The sequence below is a fragment of the Streptomyces sp. NPDC127100 genome, assembly GCF_042724095.1.
Lineage (GTDB): Bacteria > Actinomycetota > Actinomycetes > Streptomycetales > Streptomycetaceae > Streptomyces.
The window spans coordinates 35,442-60,100 of sequence record NZ_JBHXFL010000036.1 but is presented as its reverse complement, the minus strand read 5'-3'; the positions used below and the strand labels follow the sequence as shown (position 1 = coordinate 60,100).

The following is a 24,659-nucleotide window of genomic DNA, read 5'->3' as shown; positions in this document are numbered from 1 at the left end:
GGTGGCGCGGCGGACCCCGTGGCACGACCGGCACGCGGGCCGCCGCCGTGGGGCGGTGCCCGGCAGGGTCAAAACTTCCAAAAGAACGTCAAGTGATGTCAAAAATCGAGGCGTTCCCGGCGTACCGAGTACACGACGAACCCGGCACCGAGGCCGAGGCAGGCGGTGCCTCCGATGACGTACGGGGTGCTGTCGAAGCTTCCCGTGTCGGCCAGCCGGACGCTCTCCCCACCGGCGGCCGCCGTGTCGGTCGACACGACTCTGGCCTGCTCGGTGACCTGCGGAGACGGGCTGGTGGAGGCGGTGCCCGCGGCCGGGGTCCCGGGTGTCGCGTTCGCGGACGGGACGAACCACAGGGCGCACAGCAGGCCCCCCGCGGCGGCGGCGGTCAGCAACGGACGGCGAGCGGATGACACGGAATATCGATCCCCTTGTGGCGCTGGCGAATTGGCCGTGTGGGCAGATGTTAGTGAAAGCCGCGGGTCACAGGAAAGTCACGGGAGCGTTCGGCCGTACTCTCCGGGCATGAGCGCTCAGGAGACATCACGTTTTGTACGGCTTCGCGTGGACCTCGTCCTGGCGATCGACGACGAGGAGGCGGTCACCGGCGCCGCACTGCAGGCCCTGGCCGCCGACTCCGCGCTGCCCGACGCGGAACGGGCGCACGCCGAGCAGGCTGTGATGGAGGACACCGCCGAGGCCCTGGCCTGTCTCGTCGACCCGTTCGACCTGGTCAGTGCGGTGCCCGGGGTCGAGCTCCAGCAGGCCTCCTGGAGCAGTGAGCAGATCGACCACGACCCCGGCTCGCCCGACTGGGATCTGGACGAGGATGATGGCGGCGAGGATGATCCGGAAGACGGTGAACCGGCGGCCGGCTGACGCACCGTGGGGAAAATCGTGCCCCCCGGCAGCAACCGCCGCCCGGTGTTTCACCGTCTCAAGGGGCGCACCGACCGACCCCCGCACCACCCCGCCCCACGGCGGACGTGGTATGTCCCACACCTGCTGACGATGTGGAACGGGACGAACCGGTCGTAGCGTTGAACGCCTTGACGGGGGATCTCGGGGTTTCGTGGGAATCGGCGACGATGGAGAAGCGTGTGATGACGGACGGTAAGCGGCGCAAGGGCCTGGCGGCCGCGTCCGCACTGCTCGGCGGTGTGCTGGTGCTCTCGGCATGTTCCAGCAATGACGCCGGCGCCTCCGGAGGTGGGGACGACAAGACCTCGCAGGCGCAGGTCGACGAGGCGGCGGCCAAGAAGACCTCCGAGGCCCAGATCAAGATCACGCCTGCCAACGGCTCGGACAACGCCTCCATCAACAACGCGGCCGCCGTCACCGTGAGCAAGGGCACGCTCACCGAGGTCAAGATGACCACGACGGACGGCACCGAGGTCAAGGGCGAGATATCCGCCGACAGGACGAGCTGGAAGCCCAGCGTCCAGCTCGAGAGGGCCACCACCTACAAGCTGACGGCGACCGCGCAGGACTCCGAGGGCCGCGCGGCCCACGAGAACTCCTCGTTCACCACGGTCTCCAAGAGCAACAGCTTCATCGGCACCTTCACCCCCGACGACGGCACCACCGTCGGTGTCGGCATGCCCGTGTCGATCAACTTCGACAAGGAGATCACCGACAAGGCCGCCGTCCAGAAGGCGATCACCGTCAACACCACCAGCGGCCAGGAAGTCGCCTGCCACTGGTTCAGCACCCAGCGCATGGACTGCCGCCCCGAGAACTACTGGCAGGAGGGTTCCACCGTCACCCTCAAGCTGGCGCTCGACGGCGTCGAGGGCGCCGACGGCGTGTACGGCGTCCAGCAGAAGACGGTCACCTTCAAGATCGGCCGCAACCAGGTCTCGTACGTCGACGCGAAGACCAAGCAGATGAAGGTCACGCAGGACGGCAAGACCGTCCGGACCATCCCGATCTCCGCGGGCTCGCCCGACAACAAGACCTACGAAGGCCAGATGGTGATCTCCGAGAAGTACAAGGAGACCCGGATGGACGGCTCGACCGTCGGCTTCACCGACGACGACGGCAAGGGCGAGTACGACATCAAGGACGTGCCGCACGCCATGCGGCTGAGCACCTCCGGCACCTTCATCCACGGCAACTACTGGGGCAAGGGCATCTTCGGCAGCGCCAACACCAGCCACGGCTGCGTGGGCCTGGAGGACGCCAAGGGCGCCGACGACCCGAACACGCCGGGTGCCTGGTTCTACAACAACTCCATCGTCGGTGACGTGGTCGTCGTCCAGAACACCGGCGACAAGACCGTCGCCCCGGACAACGGCCTCAACGGCTGGAACATGGACTGGGCCCAGTGGAAGGCGGGTTCGGCCGCCTGACGCCGAACAGCCGCTCGAGCACGGCGACTTCACGACGGACGCCCGTCGCCCCGCACCGGGGGCGGCGGGCGTCCGCCGTTCCCCCGCGCCTGGCGACGATCCGCAAGGGCCGGATCACCGTCCGGGAGAACGCGCCGGCTCAGGCCCCGGTCGCGGACCCGCCTGCCGCGCCGTCGAAGGCCCCCGCCGCCGCGGCCAGCACGGCCGTGGCGGCGGCCTGGTCGGGCAGCTGGGGATCGGGGGCGCTCCGCAGCAGTACGAGCTGGTGGTAGAGCGGTGCGGTCGCGGCGATCAGCAGCCGGCGGGCGTCGGTGCCCGGCGGCAGTTCGCCGCGCCGCACGGCGCGCTCCACGACGGCCTCGCACCGGGTGTACCGGTCCTCCCACAGCCGCTCCTGGGCGCGGGCGGCCTGCTCGGAGCGGAACGAGGCGGCGATCAGCGCCGAGGCGACCGACGGCCGCGCGACCAGGGACTCCTGGATCTCGGCGTTCAGCGCCGCCAGGTCACCGCGCAGGGAGCCGGTGTCCGGGGGCTGCCAGCCGTCCTCGCCCGCGGCGTCCAGGACGTCGGCGAGCAGGCCGCCGACGTCCCGCCAGCGCCGGTAGACCGTGGTGCGGTGCACGCCGGCCCGGGCCGCCACGCCCTCCGGCGTCAGGCCCTCGAAGCCGTGGTCGGCGAGCTCGTCGCACACCGCGGCGATCACCTGGGCCCGGACCCGGGCGGTACGGCCCCCGGGCCGCCGCGCGCCCGGCGCGGAAGGCGCGTCGGCGGTGGGGCGGTCGCCGGTGGAGCGGTCACCGGTCGTGCGGCCGTGGCCCGGCGGGTCGTCCGGCGCGTCGATCATGGGAGATTCCGATTGCTCGGGGACGGGGAGGCGTGCAAGCATCCTAATGCATCAGTCGTCGCATTAAGGGAGCCGAAACCGCGATGCCACTCGCCCCCGCCGATCCGACCGTGCTCCACCCGATGCCCGGGCAGCCGCGCGTCGTACAGCTCAAGCCGCTGGTGAAGTCGCCGCTCATCGAGGTGGGGGAGTACTCCTACTACGACGACCCGGACGACCCCACCGCCTTCGAGACCCGCAACGTGCTCTACCACTACGGCCCGGAGAAGCTGGTCATCGGCAGGTTCTGCGCCCTGGGCACCGGCGTGCGCTTCCTCATGAACGGCGCCAACCACCGCATGGACGGCCCCTCCACCTTCCCCTTCCCCACCCTGGGCGGCTCCTGGGCCGACCACTTCGACCTGCTCACCGGCCTGCCGAACCGCGGGGACACCGTCGTCGGACACGACGTCTGGTTCGGTCACGGCGCGACCGTGCTGCCCGGGGTGCGGATCGGCCACGGCGCGATCGTCGCCGCCGGCGCGGTGGTCACCTCGGACGTGCCCGACTACGGCATCGTCGGCGGCAACCCGGCCCGGCTGATCCGCACCCGCTACGACGCGGCCGACACCGCCCGGCTGCTGGCCGTGGCCTGGTGGGACTGGCCCGTCGAGCACCTCACCGAGCACATCCGGACGGTCATGTCCGGCACCGTCGACGAACTGGAGGCCGCGGCCCCGTGACACCGGCCGCCGGGTCAGGCCGTCAGCGAGGCCGCCGCGTCCGTCCCCCAGCTCGCCAGCAGCCGCAGCGCCTCCGCCGACGGCGAGCCCGGCTCGGCGTGGTACGTGACGAACGCCTGCTCGGCGTCGTCGACCATGCGGAACGTCTCGAAGGACAGGGTCAGGTCGCCGACCAGCGGGTGCCGCATCCGCTTGACGCCGTAGCTCTTCTCCTTGACGTCGTGCGTGGCCCACAGCCGCCGGAACTCCTCGCTCTTCACGGACAGCTCGCCGACCAGGGCGGACAGCCGCGGGTCGTCCGGGTGCCGGCCCGCGTCCATGCGCAGGAAGCTGACCATGTCGTACGCCTTCTGGTCCCAGTCGACGAAGAGCTCCCGGTACTCCGGGTTCAGGAAGACCAGCCGCGCCCAGTTCCGCTCCTGGGCCGGCAGTTCGCCCCAGTCGCCGAAGAGGGCGGCGGCCATGCGGTTCCAGGCCAGGATGTCCGACCGGCGCCCCGTCACGTAGGCGGGCACCGTGTCGATCTGCTCCAGGAGCTGGAGCAGCGCCACCCGCACCGGCTGCTGCGCCCGCGCCGGGCTCCGCCTGCGCTGCTGCTTCGGCTTGGCGAGGTGCGTCAGGTGGGCGTGCTCGGCGTCGGTCAGCCGGAGCGCGCGGGCGATCGAGTCCAGGACCTCGGCGGACACGTTCTGCCCGTTGCCCTGCTCCAGCCGGGTGTAGTACGCCACGGACACCCCGGCGAGCTGCGCCAGCTCCTCCCGGCGCAGTCCGGGCACCCGGCGGTGCCGCCCGAACTCCGGCAGTCCCACGTCCTCCGGCTTCAGCCTGGCCCGCCGGGTCCGCAGGAACTCGCTCAGTTCGGCACGCCGGTCCAGCTGTCCATCCATGCTCTCCAGTATTCCCGGTCGTACGCACAGGAGGCTGTCCCCGCTGGTGGTAGGAACACTGGACGTAGGCAGAACCGTGGTCTGGGTGGCGTCCGGCGGGCACGGCAGGGTGGAAGAACGAACACCCCTCCACGAGAATCCCGGAGACACCGGCATGACCACTGTCGCCGCATACGCAGCCCCCGCCGCCAAGGCTCCGTTGGAGCGCACCACCATCGAGCGGCGCGAGGTGGGCGAGCACGACGTCCTGATCGACATCAAGTTCGCCGGCATCTGCCACTCCGACATCCACCAGGCCCGCGAGGGCTGGGGCGAGGCCATCTTCCCGATGGTCCCCGGCCACGAGATCGCGGGCGTCGTCGAGGCGGTCGGCTCCGGCGTCACCAAGTTCGAGGTCGGCGACCGCGTCGGTGTCGGCTGCCTCGTCGACTCCTGCCGCGAGTGCGAGAACTGCAAGGCCGGAATGGAGCAGCACTGCCTCAAGGGCAGCGTCGGCACCTACAACGCCGTCGGCTACGACGGTGAGCCGACCTACGGCGGCTACGCGCAGAAGGTCGTCGTCGCCGAGGCGTTCACCGTCCGCATCCCCGACGCGCTGCCGCTCGACGTGGCCGCGCCGCTGCTGTGCGCGGGCATCACCACCTACTCCCCGCTCAAGCACTGGGGCGCCGCCCCCGGCAAGAAGGTCGCCGTGGTCGGCCTGGGCGGCCTCGGGCACATGGGCGTCAAGATCGCCCACGCGATGGGCGCCGAGGTCACCGTCCTCTCGCAGTCCCTGCGCAAGAAGGACGACGGCCTGAAGCTGGGCGCGGACCACTACTACGCGACCAGTGACGAGAAGACCTTCCAGGACCTGGCGGGCACCTTCGACGTCATCCTGTCCACGGTCTCCGCGCCCCTGGACTTCGGCGCGTACCTGGGCCTGCTGAAGACGGGCGGCGCTCTCGTGAACGTCGGCGCCCCCGAGGAGCCGATCTCGCTGAACCTCTTCTCCCTCATCGGCGGCAACAAGACCCTCGCCGGCTCGATGATCGGCGGCATCGCCGAGACCCAGGAGATGCTGGACTTCTGCGCCGAGCACGGCATCGGCGCCGAGATCGAGCTGATCGCCGCCGCCGAGATCAACGACGCCTACGAGCGCGTGCTGGCCAGCGACGTCCGCTACCGCTTCGTGATCGACACGGCCACCATCTGACGCGGGGCGCGTACCGCCCGGTCCCGGGGGCGTTCCGGTGGCTCAGGCCGCCGGGACGCCCCCGGTCCGCGTGGCCGGGGCCGGGCCGGACAGGTGCGCGCGCCGGGGCAGCAGCAACGGGGTGGCGAGCAGCAGGACGCCGGCGACCGTGATCGCGGCGAGGGGGCCGACGAGGCCGGCGAGGACGCCCCAGAGCAGCATCAGGGCGGCCTGTACGAGCCTGCTGCCGACGGTCCACGTGCCGAGGACCCGGGCGGCCCGCTCCAGGGGGATCCGCTGGAGGCGTTCGGTGGCGTTGATCGGGTTGAAGACGCCCATGCAGGTGATCAGCAGGCCCTCGACGGCGATCACGGTGAGGAGTCCGGGGACGCCCGGCCCCACGAACGCGAGGCCGAGGGGGAAGAGGGACCGCAGCCATCCGAAGACGGCCATCACCCGGTACCGGCCGTGACGCTTCACCAGCCGGGCCGAGAGGCGGGCGCCCACGAAGCCGCCGAGCGCCGGGACGCCGAAGGCGAGTCCGTACTGCCAGGCCTGGAAGTGGTACCGGCCCAGCAGGAGGACGGCCAGGAGCGGGGTGGTGGCCATGATCAGACCGCCGACCAGGACCGAGTTGAGGAACAGCCGGCGCAGGACGGTGTCGTGGAGGATGAACCGCCAGCCTTCGAGGAGGCCGGCCGCGCCCGGCCGGGTCGCCGGGTCGCGCGGCGTGGCGGTGTCGCCCCCGCGGATGCGCAGGACGCCGAGCGCGGACAGCAGATAGCTGAGGGAGTCGGCCAGGACCGTGACGACCGGGCCGAGCAGCCCGACGAGCGCGCCGCCGAGGGGCGGGCCGGCCGCGGTCGCCGCCCACGCGGTGGCCTCGAACCTCCCGTTGGCGGCGAGGAGGCGGTCACCGCGGACGAGGTGTTTCAGGTAGGCGCCGGACGCGGCGGTGAAGGCGATGCCCGCGGTCCCGGAGACGACCGAGACGACCAGCAGCTGGACGTAGGACAGCAGGCCGAGGAAGTACGCGACCGGGACGCTCGCCATCGCGGCGAACCGGACCAGGTCCGTCGCGACCATCACCGGACGCTTGGCCCGGTGCTCGACCCACGGCCCGAGCGGGAACGCGACGACCGCCGCGACCGCGAGCCCGGCCGCCTCCAGCAGCGAGACCGCGAACGGCGACGCGTGCAGCACGCGCACCGCGATGAGCTGGAACGCCCCGAACGCCGTCCACGAGCCGTACGTACTGACGGCGTAGGCCGACCACAGCCGGCGGAGATCGGACTCCGTACTCACGCGCGCACTACTCCTCACTCCTCCGGAACAACCGATGTTTGGGCCCGGTCATCACATCGGACGGCGGAGCGCCGGATCAAACAACCGCCCTCCGGGCAGCCACAACCGCCGGTTGTGCGCGCATAGGCTGCCTTCATGGACACCGAAGCAGTGCGATCGTTCGTCCGGGCGGCCGAGCTCGGACAGCTCCAGCACGCGGCCGACGAGCTGGGCGTGACCCAGCAGGCCGTCTCCAAGCGGATCGCCGCGCTGGAGCGCGAGCTGGGCGCCCGCCTGTTCACCCGGACCGCCCGCGGGGTCGAACCGACGCTGGACGGTCAGGCGCTCCTCCCGCACGCGCGGAGCATCGTCGCGGGCGCCGACCGTGCCGTCGCCGCGGTCCGGCCGGGCTCGCGGGCCCTGCGGATCGACGTGCTCGGCCTGCGCAGCGCACAGGCCGTGGTCCTGCACGACTACTGGCGTTCGCATCCCGGGACCGACCTCGACGTGGTGACCCTCAGGGTCAACGACCCCCAGGTGGCGGCCGCCGCCGTCCGGGCGGGCGAGATCGACGCCGCCTTCCGCAGCGTCACCGACCCGGCCACGCTGCCGCCCGACGTGCGGATGATCCACGCCTTCGACTCCCCGCTGGAACTCCTCGTCGGCCCCCGGCACCCGCTCGCCTCCGCGCGCACCCTCACCCCGTCCCAGCTGCGCTCACTGCGGATCTGGGTGCCCGGGATCGCGCCCCGGAGCGAGTGGTCGGACTTCTACGACCAGCTCTCCGAGGCCTTCGGCCTCCGCATCGACGCGGCGGGCCCGAACTTCGGCAACGAGGTCCTCCTGGACACGCTCGCGGACTCCGCCGACGTCGCCACCCTCGTCGGCGCGCGCGACCGGTACCTCTGGCCGGCCCAGCACGACCTGCGGCGCATCCCGATCGCCGGCCCGGCGCTCGTCTACCCGCTCGCCCTCATGCTCCCCGCGACGAATCCGCACCCCGGCCTGCGGGCGGTCGTCGACCACCTCGCCACGCTGCCCCCGGTCACCGGGCCGTCCTGGCGCCCGTCCTGGGCGACGGCCCGGTGAGCGGGCGGGGAGCGGGTCCGGCGGGGGAGACCGGGCGCCACCGGCCGGGCATGGAATCGGCGGGAACCCTCACGCGTTGAGGGAGGCGGGCAAGAAATGCCGGTGGTGTGCGAGCCGAGCAGCCCGACCTACCGGACTGACGATTTTGGAGGGCCGCAATGGCTGCGCAGACGCAGAGGGCCGTGCTGGCGGGCGGATGCTTCTGGGGGATGGAGGAGCTGATCCGCCGCCTGCCGGGGGTGACGGCGACCCGGGTCGGCTACACCGGGGGTGACGTGCCGAACGCGACCTACCGCGACCACGGCACTCACGCGGAGGCCATCGAGATCCTCTACGACCCCGAGCAGACCGACTACCGGGCGCTCCTGGAGTTCTTCTTCCAGATCCACGACCCGAGCACCAGGAACCGCCAGGGCAACGACATCGGCATGAGCTACCGCTCGGCGATCTACTACGTCGACGACGAGCAGAAGCGGATCGCCGAGGACACGATCGCCGATGTGGACGCCTCCGGGCTGTGGCCCGGCAAGGTCGTCACCGAGGTGGAGCCGGTCGGCCCCTTCTGGGAGGCCGAGCCCGAGCACCAGGACTACCTGCAGCGTTACCCCGACGGCTACACCTGCCACTTCCCGCGCCCCGGCTGGCGGCTCCCCGCCCGCACGGAGGGCTGAGCACGCTACGGCCCGGCCGGAAACCCGGCCGGGCCGTCCTCACGGGCACCCCTCAGTGGGGCAGCGTCGCCGGGCTGCCGCCGTTCGCCTCGTAGCCCGCCACCGCCAGGGCCCGGTAGACCGCGAACTCCGCCGCCGGGTCGGGCGACAGGGTCCAGGGCAGCGCGCCGACGTGGCCGTCGATCACCATCAGCTGGTTCATGGCCTCCGCCCAGCGCTCGCCGCGCACCAGGAAGAACACCAGCAGATGGCGGACGTGCGCCTGCGTCGGGTCGTCCGGGCGCGCCGAGTGGACCGCGTGCAGGGCGCCGTGGACCGCCCTGGTGACGACCTCGCTCTGGTAGAAGCCGCTGACCAGATTGACCTCGGGCAGGTGCTCGAAGACCGCGAAGAGCGGCATCGCGGCCAGCATCGACCCCTGCGGCGCCCGGGCCGCCGCGGCCTCCGCGAACGAGTACGCCAGCTCGCGCGAACCGTGCCATTTCTCGCACCAGTAGGGCAGGGCCGCCAGGTGCGCCCCCATGTGGGCCGGGGCACGGTCCAGGATCTTCAGCCACAGCTGCTCGAACTCCTCGCGCGGACAGGCCAGACCGCGCGCCACCGACAGCTCCACGATGTACGGAACCGGGTCACCGGGGGCCAGCAGCGCCGCCTCACCGCACGCCGCCTTCGCCTCCTCCATGATGATCCGGAACTCGTCCGTGCCAGGCGTCGCCGTCCGCCACGCCTGCTGCACCAGGAACTCGGCGTGCACGGCCGCACCGCCCGCGTCCTTGGGGGCCTCCGCCCGCCACACCCGCAGCCACTGCCCGCCCGGCACCGCGTCGACCCCGCCGGGCCGCTGCTGGAGCTCCAGCGACGCGGCGCCCGCGAAGGCCTGCACGCGCTGCCAGCGGCGCTCGCCGTCGGCCTCCGTGCCGGCGAGCAACTGCTGCGCGGCGCGGTAGTCCTGGGTGCGCTGGACCAGGTCCAGCACGTCCAGCAGGTCCTGGTCGGGACCCGGCATGCGGACGTCCAGCTCCTCCTCGCGGGCGAAGCCGTAGTTCGCGGGGTCCGCGGCGTCCGGGTGGCCGGGCGGGACCAGCCCGACCGCGCTCCGCCGGCGCCGCAGCACGGGAAGCAGCACGAAGCCCAGCATGACCAGGGCGATCAGGACCCAGAGAATCTCCATGCCACCAGCGAACCAGACGCCCCCGGCACTTGGCCAACCTGCACCGGGTGCCGATGAGAAGCGCACGGAGCCGTCCGCGGCACTACTCTCGGTGCCCATGAGCGACAGGCACATCAGTCAGCACTTCGAGACGCTCGCGATTCACGCGGGCAACACCGCCGATCCCCTCACCGGAGCGGTGGTCCCGCCGATCTACCAGGTGTCGACCTACAAGCAGGACGGCGTCGGCGGCCTGCGCGGCGGCTACGAGTACAGCCGCAGCGCCAACCCGACCCGGACGGCGCTGGAGGAGAACCTCGCCGCCCTGGAGGGCGGCCGCCGCGGCCTCGCGTTCGCGTCCGGACTGGCGGCCGAGGACTGCCTGTTGCGTACGCTGCTGCGCCCCGGCGACCACGTCGTCATCCCCAACGACGCCTACGGCGGCACCTTCCGGCTCTTCGCCAAGGTCGCCACCCGGTGGGGCGTGGAGTGGTCGGTGGCCGACAGCGGCGACCCCGCCGCCGTGCGGGCCGCCCTCACGCCGAAGACCAAGGCGGTGTGGGTGGAGACGCCGTCCAACCCGCTGCTCGGCATCACCGACGTCGCGGCCGTCGCGCAGGTCGCCCGGGAGGCCGGGGCCCGGCTCGTCGTCGACAACACCTTCGCCACGCCGTACCTCCAGCAGCCGCTGGCGCTCGGCGCGGACGTCGTCGTGCACTCCCTGACCAAGTACATGGGCGGCCACTCGGACGTCGTCGGCGGCGCGCTGATCGTCAACGACCAGGAGCTCGGCGAGGAGCTGGCCTTCCACCAGAACGCGATGGGCGCCGTCGCCGGCCCCTTCGACTCCTGGCTGGTGCTGCGCGGCACCAAGACGCTCGCGGTCCGTATGGACCGGCACAGCGAGAACGCCGGCCGGGTCGCCGAGATGCTCACCCGGCACCCGCGGGTGACGAGCGTGCTGTACCCGGGGCTGCCGGACCACCCCGGGCACGAGGTCGCCGCCAAGCAGATGAGGGCGTTCGGCGGCATGGTCTCCTTCCGCGTCGAGGGCGGCGAGGAGGCGGCCGTCGAGGTCTGCAACCGCGCGCAGGTGTTCACGCTGGGCGAGTCCCTGGGCGGCGTCGAGTCGCTGATCGAGCACCCCGGCCGGATGACGCACGCCTCCGCGGCCGGTTCGGCCCTCGAGGTGCCCGCCGACCTGGTGCGCCTCTCGGTCGGCATCGAGAACGCCGACGACCTGCTGGAGGACCTCCAGCAGGCGCTCGGCTAGAACGCCGGGCTCACCAGCCCTCCCAGCCGGTCACCGGTGGAGTCGTCCGCGACGGCGGCTCCACCCACGGCCGGGCGGTCAGCGCCCACACCGTGAACGCCACGGCCGCGGCGCACAGCACCAGCCACATCAGCCGGCGGGCGGCGGTCCTGCGCCGCAGCATCCGGCTCCCGCGGCGCACGACGTCCGCGTACAGCTCCGGCGGTACCCGCGGCGGCGACTGCTCCATGATCCGCCGTGCGGTGGCCTCCCGTTCGAGCCGGTTCACCGCCGCCCCCCGGTGCCCCGCGCGCCCGTGCCGCTCACGGCGCCGCCGTCCTCGCCACCCGGCGGGCGGGCTCCGGCCGCGGGTGCAGCAGGGCGGCCATCGCCCGGTCGTGCACCGTCCGCACCCGTTCCACCGGCAGGGCCAGCAGCGCCGCCACCTGTTCCGCGGCGATCCCCTCGGACAGCCCGAGCACCAGCACCAGGCGCTCCTGCGGGGTCAGCCCGCCGAGGGCGCCGGCGGGGCGCCGGCGGACCGGGCCGAGGACACCGCCGTGGCGGTGCCAGGCCTCGCGGGCGAACCGCGTGGCCAGGTGCCGGCGGGCGTGGTCGTAGGGGTCCTCGCCACGCAGCCCGTCCCAGCAGGCGTAGGTGTGGGCCAGGGACAGCGTCAGCAGGCGCCGCGCGCGCGGACTGCCGTCCGGCGGCTCCGCCGTGAGCAGGGTGGCGACGTGCAGCAGCCGGCCCGCCGCGCCTCCGACGAACGCCTCGAACTCCCGGGCCCGCCGGGCGTCCCGCACCGCATGCCGTCCCCGCACCGCGCCTCCCGACCGATGGGCGACACCCCGTGGCCTCCGTGAGGAGGGGGACCCCGCCGCGCACGCCGAGGGCCCGGTCTCATATCAGGCCAGGGCCGGCCCGGCGGTCAAGAGTGCGGCACTCTCGGGCCGGGAAAGCCGGGTGAAGCCCGGGGGAGCTCCCAGGGATCCCGGCGAGCCGGGACGGGCGGCTCAGGAGGCCGGCGACGACTCCTGGCCCCCGGCGCCCTGCGGCGACGTACGGGCGGACAGGGCGGTGTTGAAACGGGTGAGGAGCGTGCAGAACGCCTCGCGCTCCCCCGGCGCCCAGTCGTGGGTCAGCTCGGCCATCAGCTGACGCCGCGAGGTCCGCACCTCCTCCAGCCGCGCGACGCCGCGCGGGGAGAGCTGGAGCACCACCGCGCGTCCGTCCTCGGGATGCGAGGTCCGCTTGACGAGTCCGTTGTCGACGAGCGGGGCCACCTGCCGGGTGACCGTCGAGGAGTCGATCCCCATGCTCGCGGCGAGGGCCTTGACCCCCATCGGGCCCTCTTTGTCGAGGCGGTTGAGGAGCAGGTAGGCGGCGCGGTCCATCGAATTGCGGATCTGTCCGACCCCGCCGAGCCGGGTCTGTTCCGCGCGGCGGGCGAAGAGCGCCACCTCGTGCTGGAGCGTCTCGAGAAGACCGGTGTCACCGGCGGTCGTCATGTCCATCGACATTTCAGGTGTTGTGGGCATGGCCGGGGGCTCACTTCGTGGAGGGCTGCTAATTGGGGGACAGGGTACGCGGCCGGGGGGCGAGACGTACCGGCGCTGCGCAAAGCGGGTCTCGGAGGTTGGTCACAACGGTCGCCCCGGCCGGCGAACTGCGATGCTGGGGGCATGAGCTACCGCACGGCCGCCGCTGTCCGCTCCGTCACCCTCGACGACGTGCGCGGAGCCCAGAAGATGCTCTCGGGCGTGGCACGGGTGACGGCGATGGAGGGCAGCCGGTACCTGTCGCAGCTGGTCGGGGCGCCGGTGCACCTCAAGTGCGAGAACCTCCAGCGGACGGGGTCGTTCAAGCTGCGCGGCGCCTACGTCAGGATCGCCGGGCTGCTGCCCGAGGAGCGGGCCGCCGGAGTCGTCGCGGCCAGCGCGGGCAACCACGCGCAGGGCGTCGCCCTGGCGTCGGCGCTGCTCGGCGTGCGGTCGACGGTGTTCATGCCCAGGGGCGCCCCGCTGCCGAAGATCAGCGCCACTCGCGACTACGGCGCCGAGGTGCGCCTGCACGGGCAGGTGGTCGACGAGACGCTGGCCGCCGCCCAGGAGTACGCGGAGCGCACCGGCGCGGTGTTCATCCACCCCTTCGACCACCCCGACGTCATCGCGGGTCAGGGGACGGTCGGGCTGGAGATCCTGGAGCAGTGCCCGGAGGTGCGGACCGTGGTGGTCGGCATCGGCGGGGGCGGGCTGGTGGCGGGGACGGCGGTCGCGGTGAAGGGGATCCGGCCGGACGTGCGGATCGTGGGCGTGCAGGCGGAGGGCGCGGCGGCGTATCCGCCGTCGCTGGCCGCGGGGCGGCCGGTGGCCGTCGAGAACCCGGTGACGATGGCCGACGGCATCAAGGTGGGGCGGCCGGGTGACGTGCCGTTCGGGATCGTCGGCGACCTGGTGGACGAGGTCCGCACGGTCTCCGAGGACGAGCTGTCGGCCGCGCTGCTGCTGTGCCTGGAGCGGGCCAAGCTGGTCGTGGAGCCGGCCGGGGCGAGCCCGGTGGCGGCCCTGATGAGCGACCCCGGCGCCTTCGAGGGGCCGGTGGTGGCGGTGCTGTCCGGGGGCAACGTGGACCCGGTGCTGATGCAGGGCGTGCTGCGGCACGGCATGGCCGCGCAGGGCCGCTACCTGGCGGTCCGGCTGCGGCTGACGGACCGGCCGGGTGCCCTCGCGACGCTCCTCGGGGTGCTGTCGGCGGCGGACGCCAACGTGCTGGACGTGAGCCACGTCCGGACCGACCCGCGGCTCGGGCTGACGGAGGCGGAGGTCGAGCTGCACCTGGAGACCAAGGGCCCCGAGCACTGCGCCGAGGTCGGCCGGGCGCTCCGGGACGCGGGTTACCCGGTCATCGGCTGACCGGGTTCCGGCCTGCGTTCCGGCCGGCCCCGGTCACTCGTTCGGGGAATCCCGTGGTGCGACGCGATACATCGCGTTAGTGTGTGTCCGTGCCGCTCGACCACGCCTGCCGAGGAACCGGAAAACCGCCGGCGGAGAACGAGCGGAAGAAGCAGAAGAACAAGCAGAGGAAATCGCACGATCCTAGGCTTTCCGAAGAATCCCCGACGACGTGGAGACTCATATGCCAGGCGCCATCCATGCCGAAGGCCTGGTGAAGACCTTCGGTGACGTAAGGGCTCTGGACGGCGTCGACCTCGAGGTCCCCGAGGGCACGGTCCTGGGCCTGCTCGGGCCGAACGGCGCGGGCAAGACCACCACCGTCCGCTGCCTGACCACCCTGCTGCGGCCCGACAGCGGCAAGGCCGTGGTCGCCGGCCTCGACGTGCTCAGGCAGCCCGACGCGGTACGCCGCTCGATCGGCCTCTCCGGCCAGTTCGCCGCGGTCGACGAATACCTGACCGGCCGGGAGAACCTGCAGATGGTCGGCCAGCTCTACCAGATGCGGTCCAGGGAGGCGAAGCGCCGGGCGACCGAGCTGCTGGAGCAGTTCCACCTCGCGGACGCCGCCGACCGGCCCACGAAGACCTACTCGGGAGGCATGCGCCGCCGCCTCGACCTCGCGGCGGCCCTCGTCGTCTCGCCGCCCGTGATGTTCATGGACGAGCCGACGACGGGCCTGGACCCGCGCAACCGCCAGCAGCTCTGGGACGTCATCAAGCAGCTCGTCTCCGGCGGCACCACCCTGCTCCTGACCACCCAGTACCTGGAGGAGGCCGACCACCTCGCGCACGAGATCGCGGTGGTCGACCGCGGCCGGGTCATCGCCAAGGGCACCTCCGACCAGCTCAAGGCCCGCACCGGCGGCGAGCGCGTCGAACTGGTCGTGCACGAGCGCGAGCACATCCCGGTCGCGTCGGAGGTGCTGCGCGGCTTCGGCAAGGGCGACACCACGGTCGAGGAGCACATGCGCAAGCTCACCGTCCCCGTGACCGGCGGCGCCAAGCTGCTCGCCGAGGTCATCCGCGAACTCGACTCCCGCGGCATCGAGATCGACGACATCGGCCTGCGCCGCCCCACCCTCGACGACGTCTTCCTCTCCCTCACCGGCCACGCGGCCGAGGCGGACGACGAGACGGACGACCCGGCGGAGGGGGCCGGTCGCCCGCCGGAGGACACCGGTCACCCGCAGGAGAAGGAGGTCACCAAGTGAGCATGATGGCCGACTCCCTGGTCATTGCCCGCAGAAACCTGATCCGGATGACCCGGATCCCCGAGATGGTCCTGTTCGGGGTCATTCAGCCGGTGATGTTCGTGATCCTCTTCACGTACGTCTTCGGCGGTTCGATGCAGATCGGGAACACCACCGACCCGGATGTCTACAAGGACTTCCTGATGGCGGGCATCTTCGCGCAGACCGTCACCTTCGCCACCGCCGGCTCGGCCGCGGGCATCGCCGACGACATGCAGAAGGGGCTGGTCGACCGCTTCCGCTCCCTGCCGATGGCCCGGGGCGCGGTGCTGACCGGCCGCACGGTCGCCGACCTGGTGCAGACGGCGATCACGCTGCTCGTCCTCGCGATCGTCGCGCTGATCGTGGGGTGGCGCACCGGCTCCGCGGCGCCGACCAGCGCCGGGGAGATCCTGGCCGGCTTCGGCCTGCTGCTTCTCCTCGGATACGCCTTCACCTGGATCGGAGCGCTGATCGGCCTGTCCGTGCGGACCCCGGAGGCGGCGACCTCCGGAGGGATCATCTGGCTGTTCCCCGTGACGTTCGTGTCGAACGCCTTCGTGGACTCCGGTCAGATGACCCCCTGGCTGCGGCACATCGCCGAATGGAACCCCTTCAGCGCCACGGTGCAGGCCTGCCGGGAGCTGTTCGGCAATCCGGGCGTCGTGCAGTCCGACGCCTGGCCCATGCAGCATCCCGTCTGGGCCTCGGTCATCTGGTCGGTCCTGATCGTCGCGGTCTTCCGGTCGCTGGCGGTGCGCAAGTACCGTTCGGCCGACGGCTGACCCCCGGGACGACGCGGCCCCCGGCGTCACGAGGACGCCGGGGGCTCGTCAGGACGGGGACGGCGGGCCGGAGGCACCGGCCTGCCGCCGGGGTCAGCCGTTGTAGGGCTCGGCCTTGAGGATCTTCACGGAGGCCGACTTGCCGTTGGGCAGTTCGTACTCCGCGTCCTCGCCGACCTTGTGGCCGTTGACGCCGGAGCCCAGGGGGGACTGCGGCGAATAGGTCTCGATGTCCGAGCTCGCGTACTCGCGCGAGGCGAGCAGGAAGGTCAGCGTGTCGTCCTCGTCGCCGTCGAAGGCGATCGTGACGACCATGCCGGGGGCCACCACGCCGTCCGCGGCGGGGGCCTCGCCCACCTTGGCGCTCTCGAGGAGCTGGGTCAGCTGGCGCACGCGGAGCTCCTGCTTGCCCTGCTCCTCCTTGGCCGCGTGGTACCCGCCGTTCTCGCGCAGGTCCCCCTCCTCGCGCGCCGCGGCGATCTTGGCAGAGATCTCGGTGCGCGCGGGACCAGTAAGGTACGCAAGCTCCTCCTTGAGCTTGTTGTACGCCTCCTGGGTCAGCCAGGTGACGTTCTCGCTGGTCTGGGTCACAGGTGCTCCTCGTCGGTACTGGGAAATACAAAGAACCGCCCTACCCAGAAGGATGTTCCTCCACGGAAGGGCGAAACCACGAGCCTAACAATTCAGCGGGCAAAGGGGGAGGACATAAGCCACCAGATTCCCGTCGGCGCAGGTCAGCGCGGAGGGAATCCCAGCGGGGTCACTCCGCGTGGCAGCCGAGGAGCTCGGCCGACGTACCGCGGGCCTTCGTACGCAGCGTGACGACCTTGTCGATGCGCGTGGCGTCCCCGTCGAAGCGGAAGTCGGCCCGGCCGACCTCGTCGCCGTTCTCCGCCTGCGAACGCAGCGTGCAGTAGCCCGCGGCCCCGGCGTCCTTGCGCACCTCGAGGTGCACCTGCACGGCCTTGTCGGTGATGTCGAAGCTGATCACCTCGGCGCTGATCTTGTTCTGGCCGACGTAGTGGTAGCCGAACCAGCCGATCACCACGAGCAGCACGCCGCCGAGCACGGCACCGACGATCCTGAGGGTGCGGTCGGACCGTTCGTCCGAGGAGCGGCCGTAACGGCCCTCGGGCGCTCTCGTGGTCGCCGTGCTCATGATCGTCCTCTCGGCAGGAGCGGGAGAATGTGGTCCCGAAAGGGGCCCCGGACCGCGTTGTTCCCGGGCCACGGAATTATTCGCCCCCCGATTCGGTCACTATAGAAGCCTTCCACCCGCCACCCGACCGCCGCCCCTGAACGACGACGCCCCTACGGGGCGGCACCCATTGGATCGCGCCACCGCACACCGGGCGCCGACTGACCGAGGAACGAGTCTTGACTGACCAGCTGCGACTGATGGCCGTCCACGCCCACCCCGACGACGAGTCGAGCAAGGGCGCGGCCACCATGGCGAAGTACGTGTCCGAAGGGGTGGACGTGCTGGTGGTGACCTGCACGGGCGGAGAGCGCGGCTCCATCCTCAACCCCAAGCTGCAGGGCGATCCGTACATCGAGGAGAACATCCACGAGGTGCGCAGGAAGGAGATGGACCGGGCGCGGGAGATCCTGGGCGTCAAGCAGGAGTGGCTCGGCTTCGTCGACTCCGGCCTGCCCGAGGGCGACCCGCTGCCGCCGCTGCCGGAGGGCTGCTTCGCCCTGGAGGACGTCGACAAGGCGGCCGGCGAGCTGGTGCGGAAGATCCGCTCCTTCCGTCCCCAGGTGATCACCACCTACGACGAGAACGGCGGCTACCCGCACCCCGACCACATCATGACCCACAAGATCACGATGGTGGCCTTCGAGGGCGCGGCCGACACCGAGAAGTACCCGGAGAGCGAGTACGGGACGGCGTACCGGCCGCTGAAGGTGTACTACAACCAGGGCTTCAACCGCCCCCGCACCGAGGCGCTGCACAACGCGCTGCTGGAGCGCGGCCTGGAATCGCCGTACGGGGACTGGCTCAAGCGCTGGTCGGAGTTCGAGCGCAAGGAGCGCACGCTCACCACGCACGTGCCCTGCGCCGACTTCTTCGAGATCCGCGACCGGGCGCTGATCGCCCACGCCACGCAGATCGACCCGGACGGCGGCTGGTTCCGGGTGCCGATGGAGATCCAGAAGGAGGTCTGGCCCACCGAGGAGTACGAGCTCGCGAAGTCCCTCGTGGACACTTCCCTCCCCGAGGACGACCTCTTCGCGGGCATCCGGGACAATGCCTGACATGAGCGCAAGCGCAAGCCTGGCAATGACGCACCTCGTCACTCTCGCCGAGATCGACGAGGACAAGGTCACCCCCGGCGTCCTCGGCTTCATCGTCTTCGCGGTGATGGCCCTGGCGGTGTGGGGTCTGATGAAGTCCATGAACCGGCACATGGGCAGGGTCGACTTCAAGGAGTCCCAGGACCCGGAGGCCGGCGCCTCCGGCGGCGGGACGGGCACGTCCTCCGGCCGGACCGAGCCGCAGCAGGGCTGACCCGGAAACGGACCGGCCCCGCGCCTCCGCGCGCCGGGCGGGGCGGCAGCCCTGCCGCCCCGCCCGGGTGACCTGCGGGGGCCGGTGCCCCACGGGTCAGTTGCCCGCGGTCACCGCCACGCCCATCACCTCGCGTGCGTGCCGGTCCGGGACCATGCCGAGGCGCCAGGCCTGCCAGCCCGCCTCCAGCCGCACCCCCCGCTCCAGCAGCAGCTGGTACGCCTCCACGTAGTCGTCCAGCTTCGGGTCGCGTGCCGGATGCCGGGCGCGGGACAGCTGCGCCAGCTCCTCCTGCGCCACCGCCGTACCGACCTCCACCCCGCCGGGGGCGGCGTACGGCAGCAGCGTGCAGCGCAGGAAGCGGGCCCAGTCCTCCCCGCGCCGGTCGCCGTACGCCGCGAACAGCACCGCCGCCTCGTCGCACAGGGCCAGCGCCTGCGGCGTACGGGCGTTGCCGGCGTCCACGACGGCCAGCTCCAGGCACGTCCACGCCTCCCCGTGGCCGACCCCGATGCGCTGGAAGTCGGCGCGCGCGTCGACCAGGAGCTGCCGGGCGAAGCCGGAGTTGCGCAGCGAGCCGGTCTGGGCGGCCCGCTGGTCGCGGGTCACCCGCGCCGAATGGTGCCGGGCGCAGGCCAGGCCGTACACGTCCCGCATCCGCGAGAACATCGTGCGGGAGCGCTCCAGCTCACGGACCGCCCGGTCGAGGGCGCCCGTCTCCTCGAGGGCCTGCCCCAGGTAGTAGACGCTCCAGGCCTCGCCGCGCGCGTCCTCGTTCTCGCGGTGGCGGGCCGCCGCCCGCCGCAGCTCCTCGGCCGCCTCCGAGGCGTCGCCGTCCATCAGCCGGGTCCGCGCGAGCTGGGTCAGTGCCCAGGCCTCGCCGCGGGCGTCCTGGGTGCGGCCGTACAGCCCCAGGGCCGCCCGCAGCTCCGACTCCGCCCGCACCGGATCGCCCATCCGCAGCCGCAGCTGGCCGAGCTGGAAGTGGGCCCACGCCTGGCCGTGCACCGACTCGCCCGCACGGTGCAGCGCCAGCGACTCGGTGAGCAGGTCCATGGCCTCCGCCAGCCGCGCCCGGTCCCGCTGCACGGCCGCCAGCGCGTGCAGGGTCCACGCCCGGTCCGTGGCCAGCTCCGGTGAGGCCTGGAGGTCGAGCGCCTCCCGCAGCTTCGCCGCCGCCTCGGTCAGACCGCCCTGGTGGTGCAGCGTGATCCCGAGCGAGCACAGGGCGCGCGCCGCCCCCGCGTCGTGGTGGGCCTCCAGGTACAGGTCGACGACCGAGGTGAGCGTGGTCCGCGCCTTGTCCAGCTCGCCGAGCTGCCGGGCCGCGATACCGGTGCGCCACTGCACCGAGCGCACCAGCAGCCCCTGGTCCACGGACTGCGCCAGCTCGCTGATCTCGCCCAGCCGGTACAGGTCGCCGCGCAGCAGGCAGTAGTCGCACAGCGCGCCCAGCAGGTTCAGCACCGTGCCCTGGTCGACGCCCTCCGCGTGCCGCAGGGCCGCCGTGATGAAGCTCGACTCGTCGTCCAGCCAGCGCAGCGCCTCGTCCAGGGACGTGAAGCCGTGCTGCCCGAACCGGTCCGAGCGGGTCGACATGTTGCCGTCCACCAGGCGCAGCACCGAGTCGGCCAGCTCGGCGTAGTTGGCGATCAGCCGTTCCTGAGCGGCCGCGATCTCCGCCGGCTCCTCCTCGTCGCGCAGGCGGGCCCCGGCGAAGGCCCGCACCACGTCGTGCAGCCGGTAGCGGCTGCCCCGGACGTGGTCGAGCAGCCCCGCGTCCGACAGGGCCGCCAGCTGCCGCGCCGCCTCCGTCTCGTCGGTGGCCAGCAGCGCGGCGGCAGCGGCGGTACCCAGCGAGGTCCGCCCGGCCAGCGCCAGCCGCCGCAGCAGCCGCCGGGCCGGCTCCGGCTGGTCGGTGTAGCGCAGCCACAGGGCCCGCTCGACCGGCTCGACCGGGCCGTACGCGCCCAGGTCGGCGGCCAGTCGGCGCGGCGAGCGCGGGCCCAGCGACGAGCCCGCGACGCGCAGCGCCAGCGGCAGCCCGCCGCACAGCTGCCGGATCCGCTCGGCGGACTCGGCGTCGTACGGCCCCGACGCGTCCTCGGCGACGGCGCCGAGCAGCTCCTCCGCGCCGGCCGCGTCCAGCGGTTCCACCGGCAGGTCGAGCACCCGCGCGGGCAGGTCGGACGGCAACGTCAACGCCTCGCGCGCGGTGACCAGCACCAGGCTGTCCGACCGCTCGGGCACCAGCGCGCGCACCTGCTCGGGGTCCGAGGCGTCGTCCAGGACGACGGTGACCGGCACGCCCGCCAGATGCTGGTGGTACAGCTCGCTCAGCCGCTTGACCTGCTGGTCGGCCGAGGACCGTTCCCGGAAGAGCAGTTGCTCGCGGGGCGCCCCGAGCCGGTTCAGCAGATGCAGCAGGGCGTCCCGGGTTGTCAGCGGCGACTCACCTCCCGGCGAGGTGCTGTCCCCGCGCAGGTCGACCACGCACGCCCCGCGGAAATGGTCCCGCAGCTCGTGCGCGGCCCGCACCGCGAGCGTCGTACGGCCGCTGCCGGGCGCCCCGTGCAGCACCACGACCGTCGGCATCGTCTCCGTGCCGGCGCGGGCCGCCCGCACCCACTGCCGCAGCCGCGCCATCTCCTCCCGCCGCCCGGCGAACGCGCCCTCGGGCTGCGGCAGCTGGGCGAACGACTGCTCCAGCACACTGCGTCCCCGGGCCGCCGCGCTCTTGTCGGCGCCCCGCAGCTTCGGCCCCGCCTTCTTCGGGCCGGTGGACGCGGAGATCACCCGCTGCTGGTCCAGGAAGGGACGGATGCCGCGCACCTCCAGCGCGGTGAGCCACTGGAGCCGGAGCTGCTCGGGCCCGCCCGGCTGGCTCACCGCACCGGCGCGGTGATGGGCGGCCGGCACATGGGACCCGGCCACCTTGACCACGGTCGCCGCCGCGCCGACGACGCCCACGGTCACGCCCGCGCCGACCGCGGTGCCCGTGCCGGTGCCGAGCGCCACGTCGGCGACGACCGCGGCGACCGCCGCCACGGCGGCCACCAGCAGCGGAGTGCCGCCGCCGTCCCGGGCGTAGCGCTGCCGGAAGGTGAGCTGCCCGGCCGACGCCTCGTCCAGGGCGCGGGTGTAGGCCCCGTACTCCTCGGCGGCCTTCTCCGCCATCGCGTCCAGGGCCCCGCGGGCCCGCGACAGCAGCACGTTCCCGTCGGTGCGCCCGCCCGAGCGCCGCACCTCCTCCTCCACGGCCCGCGTCAGCAGCCGCTCGGCCTCCACCCGATGACCGTCCCGCATCCCGTCCCCCTCCGGCGGCAATGGCGTCCCGCTGGTGTCCCCAGGCATCGCCGGGACCCTCCCGGCCCGTCCCCGGGTCCTTCCCCGGTTGCCCGCCGGTCAAATGTGCCGCGGTGCGGGGATGCCGGGGAGGGACCGGCCGGGCGCGGCGGTGTGCTGCCCGGCGGGACGCGGGTACTGGGGCAGGATGGACACCATGCCGAACCGACTGGCGCACGAGACGTCCCCCTACCTGCTTCAGCACGCCGACAACCCCGTCGACTGGTGGCCCTGGTCGGACGAGGCTTTCGCCGAGGCGCGGAGGCGTGACGTGCCGGTGCTGCTGAGCGTCGGGTACAGCAGCTGCCACTGGTGCCACGTGATGGCGCACGAGTCGTTCGAGGACGGGCCCACCGCCGAGTTCCTCAACTCGCACTTCGTCAGCGTCAAGGTCGACCGCGAGGAGCGCCCCGACGTCGACGCCGTCTACATGGAGGCGGTGCAGGCGGCGACCGGGCACGGCGGCTGGCCCATGACCGTCTTCCTCACCCCGGACGCCGAGCCCTTCTACTTCGGCACGTACTACCCGCCCGAGCCCCGCCACGGCATGCCGTCCTTCCGGCAGGTGCTCCAGGGCGTCCAGCAGGCCTGGACGGACCGGCGCGGCGAGGTCACCGAGGTCGCCGGCAAGATCGTGCGCGACCTCGCCGGGCGGGAGATCTCCTACGGCGACGCGCAGGCGCCCGGCGACGCCGAGCTCGGCCAGGCGCTGCTCGGGCTGACCCGCGAGTACGACGCGCAGCGCGGCGGATTCGGCGGGGCGCCGAAGTTCCCGCCGTCCATGGTGATCGAGTTCCTGCTGAGGCACCACGCCCGCACCGGCGCCGAGGGCGCGCTGCAGATGGCGCAGGACACCTGTGAGCGCATGGCACGCGGCGGGATCTACGACCAGCTCGGCGGCGGTTTCGCCCGGTACTCCGTGGACCGGGACTGGGTGGTGCCGCACTTCGAGAAGATGCTGTACGACAACGCCCTGCTCTGCCGGGCCTACGCCCACCTGTGGCGGACCACGGGGTCGGCGCTCGCCCGGCGGGTCGCGCTGGAGACCGCCGACTTCATGGTCCGCGAACTGCGCACGGCCGAGGGCGGGTTCGCCTCCGCGCTGGACGCGGACAGCGACGACGGGATGGGCCGGCACGTCGAGGGCGCGTACTACGTGTGGACGCCCGCACAGCTCGCCGAGGTCCTCGGGCCCGACGACGCCGCGCTCGCCGCCCAGTACTTCGGCGTCACCGAGGAGGGCACCTTCGAGCACGGCGCCTCCGTGCTGCAACTTCCCCAGCAGGAGGGCGTGTTCGACGCGGAGCGGATCGCCTCCGTGCGGGAACGGCTGCTGGCCGCCCGCGCCGAGCGTCCCGCCCCCGGCCGCGACGACAAGGTGGTCGCCGCCTGGAACGGCCTGGCGATCGCCGCGCTCGCCGAGACCGGGGCCTACTTCGAGCGCCCGGACCTGGTCGAGGCCGCCGTGGCCGCCGCCGACCTGCTGGTGCGGCTGCACCTCGACGAGCACGCCCGTCTCTTCCGCACCAGCAAGGACGGCCGGGCGGGCGCCAACGCCGGGGTGCTGGAGGACTACGCCGACGTCGCGGAGGGCTTCCTCGCGCTGGCCTCCGTCACCGGCGAGGGCGTCTGGCTGGACTTCGCCGGGCTGCTGCTCGACCACGTCCTCACCCGCTTCACCGACGACTCCGGCTCCCTCTACGACACCGCCGCCGACGCCGAGCGGCTGATCCGCCGCCCGCAGGACCCCACCGACAACGCCACGCCGTCCGGCTGGACCGCCGCCGCGGCCGCCCTGCTGTCCTACGCCGCCCACACCGGCTCCGAACCCCACCGCACCGCGGCCGAGCACGCCCTCGGGGTGGTGAAGGCGCTCGGCCCGCGCGTCCCGCGCTTCGTCGGCTGGGGCCTCGCCGCCGCCGAGGCCCTGCTCGACGGGCCGCGCGAGGTCGCCGTCGTCGGGCCGGACCCGGGCGACGGCGCCACCCAGGGTCTGCACCGCACGGCGCTCCTCGGGACGGCGCCGGGCGCGGTGGTCGCCGTCGGCACCGAGGGCAGCGACGAGTTCCCGCTGCTCGCCGGCCGCCCGCTGGTGGGCGGCGCGCCGGCCGCGTACGTCTGCCGCGACTTCACCTGCGACGCGCCGACGACCGACCCGGAACGCCTGCGAACCGCACTGAACAGCTGAAACGACAGACACGGAACCAACCGTGACGGGACCGGTGGACGAATTGTTCACAACCGGTTCCTGTTGTGAGGAAACACGCTCTTCACCGAAACACCCGATGTGTTTCACAGAAGACCCCTAGCCTCTTCACCGTGACGCGACGCCGCCCGGACCGGGGGGGGGGGGGGGCCGGGGGGTTTTCGGGATGTGGGGGGGTGTTTTTTTGTTTGGGGCGGGGTTG

Annotated in this window: 23 protein-coding genes and 1 pseudogene; 13 read left to right on the top strand and 11 right to left on the bottom strand. The window is 72.6% G+C overall.

Annotation, left to right across the window (positions count from 1 at the left end):
• Positions 1–98: 98 nt before the first annotated feature.
• Positions 99–416 carry a hypothetical protein gene (locus ACFWJB_RS26885; RefSeq protein ID WP_385471063.1) on the bottom strand — a complete coding sequence of 106 codons (318 nt, stop codon included), beginning with the start codon at positions 414–416 and terminating at the stop codon, positions 99–101.
• Positions 417–525: 109 nt separating this feature from the next.
• On the opposite strand from ACFWJB_RS26885, the gene ACFWJB_RS26880 reads away from it, so the two are divergent.
• A complete protein-coding gene (locus ACFWJB_RS26880; protein ID WP_385471071.1) occupies positions 526–879 on the top strand; it encodes a hypothetical protein in 354 nt (117 codons plus the stop codon).
• 224 nt (positions 880–1,103) lie between these two features.
• A complete protein-coding gene (locus tag ACFWJB_RS26875; RefSeq protein WP_385471073.1) occupies positions 1,104–2,351 on the top strand; it encodes an Ig-like domain-containing protein in 1,248 nt (415 codons plus the stop codon).
• 139 nt (positions 2,352–2,490) lie between these two features.
• Here ACFWJB_RS26875 and ACFWJB_RS26870 read toward each other — a convergent pair whose 3' ends face one another.
• Positions 2,491–3,195: a TetR/AcrR family transcriptional regulator gene (locus ACFWJB_RS26870; RefSeq protein WP_386925352.1), complete on the bottom strand. Its 705-nt coding sequence runs from the start codon at positions 3,193–3,195 to the stop codon at positions 2,491–2,493.
• 83 nt (positions 3,196–3,278) lie between these two features.
• Between ACFWJB_RS26870 and ACFWJB_RS26865 the strand changes: the two genes are divergently transcribed.
• Positions 3,279–3,917 carry a CatB-related O-acetyltransferase gene (locus tag ACFWJB_RS26865; protein WP_385469666.1) on the top strand — a complete coding sequence of 213 codons (639 nt, stop codon included), beginning with the start codon at positions 3,279–3,281 and terminating at the stop codon, positions 3,915–3,917.
• 14 nt (positions 3,918–3,931) lie between these two features.
• On the opposite strand, the gene ACFWJB_RS26860 is transcribed toward ACFWJB_RS26865, so the two are convergent.
• Positions 3,932–4,804, bottom strand: coding sequence for a helix-turn-helix transcriptional regulator (locus tag ACFWJB_RS26860; RefSeq protein WP_385469664.1), 873 nt, complete (start codon positions 4,802–4,804; stop codon positions 3,932–3,934).
• Between ACFWJB_RS26860 and ACFWJB_RS26855 the strand changes: the two are divergent.
• Positions 4,803–5,867, top strand: a pseudogene (locus ACFWJB_RS26855) (NAD(P)-dependent alcohol dehydrogenase); the annotation flags it as partial. The gene ACFWJB_RS26860 and the pseudogene ACFWJB_RS26855 sit on opposite strands and share 2 nt — an antisense overlap.
• Positions 5,868–6,041: 174 nt before the next feature.
• On the opposite strand, the gene ACFWJB_RS26850 reads toward ACFWJB_RS26855, so the two are convergent.
• Positions 6,042–7,283: an MFS transporter gene (locus tag ACFWJB_RS26850; RefSeq protein WP_386925349.1), complete on the bottom strand. Its 1,242-nt coding sequence runs from the start codon at positions 7,281–7,283 to the stop codon at positions 6,042–6,044.
• 135 nt (positions 7,284–7,418) lie between these two features.
• Between ACFWJB_RS26850 and ACFWJB_RS26845 the strand changes: the two genes are divergently transcribed.
• Together ACFWJB_RS26845 and msrA are read left to right on the top strand one after the other, a co-directional pair.
• Positions 7,419–8,351, top strand: coding sequence for a LysR family transcriptional regulator (locus ACFWJB_RS26845; protein WP_385469660.1), 933 nt, complete (start codon positions 7,419–7,421; stop codon positions 8,349–8,351).
• Between the two features lie 158 nt (positions 8,352–8,509).
• Positions 8,510–9,022 carry a peptide-methionine (S)-S-oxide reductase MsrA gene (gene msrA / locus ACFWJB_RS26840; protein ID WP_385469658.1) on the top strand — a complete coding sequence of 171 codons (513 nt, stop codon included), beginning with the start codon at positions 8,510–8,512 and terminating at the stop codon, positions 9,020–9,022.
• Between the two features lie 52 nt (positions 9,023–9,074).
• Here the strand turns inward: msrA and ACFWJB_RS26835 are convergent, their stop codons facing one another.
• On the bottom strand, positions 9,075–10,193 hold the full coding sequence (locus ACFWJB_RS26835; protein WP_386925346.1) for a hypothetical protein: 1,119 nt from the start codon (positions 10,191–10,193) through the stop codon (positions 9,075–9,077).
• A 97-nt stretch (positions 10,194–10,290) separates the two neighbouring features.
• Here ACFWJB_RS26835 and ACFWJB_RS26830 point away from each other — a divergent pair, with 97 nt between their 5' ends.
• Entirely contained in the window at positions 10,291–11,445 is a 1,155-nt protein-coding gene (locus tag ACFWJB_RS26830; RefSeq protein WP_385469654.1) for a cystathionine gamma-synthase, read from the top strand.
• Between the two features lie 10 nt (positions 11,446–11,455).
• Here the strand turns inward: ACFWJB_RS26830 and ACFWJB_RS26825 are convergent, their stop codons facing one another.
• The 3 genes from ACFWJB_RS26825 to ACFWJB_RS26815 form a co-directional block, all read right to left on the bottom strand.
• A complete protein-coding gene (locus tag ACFWJB_RS26825; protein WP_385469652.1) occupies positions 11,456–11,713 on the bottom strand; it encodes a hypothetical protein in 258 nt (85 codons plus the stop codon).
• Between the two features lie 34 nt (positions 11,714–11,747).
• Entirely contained in the window at positions 11,748–12,248 is a 501-nt protein-coding gene (locus ACFWJB_RS26820; protein WP_386925343.1) for a sigma factor-like helix-turn-helix DNA-binding protein, read from the bottom strand.
• Between the two features lie 192 nt (positions 12,249–12,440).
• The gene (locus ACFWJB_RS26815; RefSeq protein ID WP_385469671.1) at positions 12,441–12,947 is read right to left on the bottom strand and encodes a MarR family winged helix-turn-helix transcriptional regulator; all 507 of its coding nucleotides are present in this window, start codon (positions 12,945–12,947) and stop codon (positions 12,441–12,443) included.
• A 162-nt stretch (positions 12,948–13,109) separates the two neighbouring features.
• On the opposite strand from ACFWJB_RS26815, the gene ilvA reads away from it, so the two are divergent.
• The 3 genes from ilvA (at position 13,110) to ACFWJB_RS26800 (ending at position 16,394) form a co-directional block, all read left to right on the top strand.
• Positions 13,110–14,339, top strand: coding sequence for a threonine ammonia-lyase (ilvA, locus tag ACFWJB_RS26810; RefSeq protein ID WP_385469648.1), 1,230 nt, complete (start codon positions 13,110–13,112; stop codon positions 14,337–14,339).
• A gap of 223 nt (positions 14,340–14,562) precedes the next feature.
• Positions 14,563–15,591 carry an ATP-binding cassette domain-containing protein gene (locus ACFWJB_RS26805; RefSeq protein WP_386925340.1) on the top strand — a complete coding sequence of 343 codons (1,029 nt, stop codon included), beginning with the start codon at positions 14,563–14,565 and terminating at the stop codon, positions 15,589–15,591.
• A gap of 5 nt (positions 15,592–15,596) precedes the next feature.
• Positions 15,597–16,394, top strand: a complete 798-nt coding sequence (locus tag ACFWJB_RS26800; RefSeq protein WP_385469669.1) for an ABC transporter permease — start codon at positions 15,597–15,599, stop codon at positions 16,392–16,394.
• A gap of 93 nt (positions 16,395–16,487) precedes the next feature.
• Here the strand turns inward: ACFWJB_RS26800 and greA are convergent, their stop codons facing one another.
• Together greA and ACFWJB_RS26790 are read right to left on the bottom strand one after the other, a co-directional pair.
• Positions 16,488–16,985, bottom strand: coding sequence for a transcription elongation factor GreA (gene greA, locus ACFWJB_RS26795; RefSeq protein ID WP_161167970.1), 498 nt, complete (start codon positions 16,983–16,985; stop codon positions 16,488–16,490).
• Positions 16,986–17,154: 169 nt separating this feature from the next.
• The gene (locus ACFWJB_RS26790) at positions 17,155–17,553 is read right to left on the bottom strand and encodes a DUF4307 domain-containing protein (protein WP_385469644.1); all 399 of its coding nucleotides are present in this window, start codon (positions 17,551–17,553) and stop codon (positions 17,155–17,157) included.
• A gap of 218 nt (positions 17,554–17,771) precedes the next feature.
• Between ACFWJB_RS26790 and mca the strand changes: the two genes are divergently transcribed.
• Both mca and ACFWJB_RS26780 read left to right on the top strand, forming a co-directional pair.
• Positions 17,772–18,653, top strand: coding sequence for a mycothiol conjugate amidase Mca (mca, locus tag ACFWJB_RS26785; protein WP_385469642.1), 882 nt, complete (start codon positions 17,772–17,774; stop codon positions 18,651–18,653).
• Positions 18,646–18,906 (top strand): hypothetical protein, encoded by a 261-nt coding sequence (locus tag ACFWJB_RS26780; RefSeq protein ID WP_385469640.1) that lies wholly within the window; start codon positions 18,646–18,648, stop codon positions 18,904–18,906. Before mca ends, ACFWJB_RS26780 begins: the two co-directional genes overlap by 8 nt.
• 96 nt (positions 18,907–19,002) lie before the next feature.
• On the opposite strand, the gene ACFWJB_RS26775 is transcribed toward ACFWJB_RS26780, so the two are convergent.
• Entirely contained in the window at positions 19,003–22,212 is a 3,210-nt protein-coding gene (locus ACFWJB_RS26775; protein WP_386925337.1) for an AAA family ATPase, read from the bottom strand.
• Between the two features lie 196 nt (positions 22,213–22,408).
• Between ACFWJB_RS26775 and ACFWJB_RS26770 the strand changes: the two genes are divergently transcribed.
• Positions 22,409–24,439 (top strand): thioredoxin domain-containing protein, encoded by a 2,031-nt coding sequence (locus tag ACFWJB_RS26770; protein ID WP_386925335.1) that lies wholly within the window; start codon positions 22,409–22,411, stop codon positions 24,437–24,439.
• Positions 24,440–24,659 lie beyond the last annotated feature (220 nt).

Bases quoted from the DNA above. Each gene is read 5' to 3' on its own strand.
- ACFWJB_RS26880 (WP_385471071.1), top strand. From the start codon at position 526: ATGAGCGCTCAGGAGACATCACGTTTTGTACGGCTTCGCGTGGACCTC.
- ACFWJB_RS26875 (WP_385471073.1), top strand. From the start codon at position 1,104: ATGACGGACGGTAAGCGGCGCAAGGGCCTGGCGGCCGCGTCCGCACTG.
- ACFWJB_RS26870 (WP_386925352.1), bottom strand. From the start codon at position 3,195: ATGATCGACGCGCCGGACGACCCGCCGGGCCACGGCCGCACGACCGGT.
- ACFWJB_RS26865 (WP_385469666.1), top strand. From the start codon at position 3,279: ATGCCACTCGCCCCCGCCGATCCGACCGTGCTCCACCCGATGCCCGGG.
- ACFWJB_RS26860 (WP_385469664.1), bottom strand. From the start codon at position 4,804: ATGGATGGACAGCTGGACCGGCGTGCCGAACTGAGCGAGTTCCTGCGG.
- ACFWJB_RS26845 (WP_385469660.1), top strand. From the start codon at position 7,419: ATGGACACCGAAGCAGTGCGATCGTTCGTCCGGGCGGCCGAGCTCGGA.
- msrA (WP_385469658.1), top strand. From the start codon at position 8,510: ATGGCTGCGCAGACGCAGAGGGCCGTGCTGGCGGGCGGATGCTTCTGG.
- ACFWJB_RS26835 (WP_386925346.1), bottom strand. From the start codon at position 10,193: ATGGAGATTCTCTGGGTCCTGATCGCCCTGGTCATGCTGGGCTTCGTG.
- ACFWJB_RS26830 (WP_385469654.1), top strand. From the start codon at position 10,291: ATGAGCGACAGGCACATCAGTCAGCACTTCGAGACGCTCGCGATTCAC.
- ACFWJB_RS26815 (WP_385469671.1), bottom strand. From the start codon at position 12,947: ATGTCGATGGACATGACGACCGCCGGTGACACCGGTCTTCTCGAGACG.
- ilvA (WP_385469648.1), top strand. From the start codon at position 13,110: ATGAGCTACCGCACGGCCGCCGCTGTCCGCTCCGTCACCCTCGACGAC.
- ACFWJB_RS26805 (WP_386925340.1), top strand. From the start codon at position 14,563: ATGCCAGGCGCCATCCATGCCGAAGGCCTGGTGAAGACCTTCGGTGAC.
- ACFWJB_RS26800 (WP_385469669.1), top strand. From the start codon at position 15,597: ATGGCCGACTCCCTGGTCATTGCCCGCAGAAACCTGATCCGGATGACC.
- ACFWJB_RS26790 (WP_385469644.1), bottom strand. From the start codon at position 17,553: ATGAGCACGGCGACCACGAGAGCGCCCGAGGGCCGTTACGGCCGCTCC.
- ACFWJB_RS26780 (WP_385469640.1), top strand. From the start codon at position 18,646: ATGCCTGACATGAGCGCAAGCGCAAGCCTGGCAATGACGCACCTCGTC.
- ACFWJB_RS26775 (WP_386925337.1), bottom strand. From the start codon at position 22,212: ATGCGGGACGGTCATCGGGTGGAGGCCGAGCGGCTGCTGACGCGGGCC.
- ACFWJB_RS26770 (WP_386925335.1), top strand. From the start codon at position 22,409: ATGCCGAACCGACTGGCGCACGAGACGTCCCCCTACCTGCTTCAGCAC.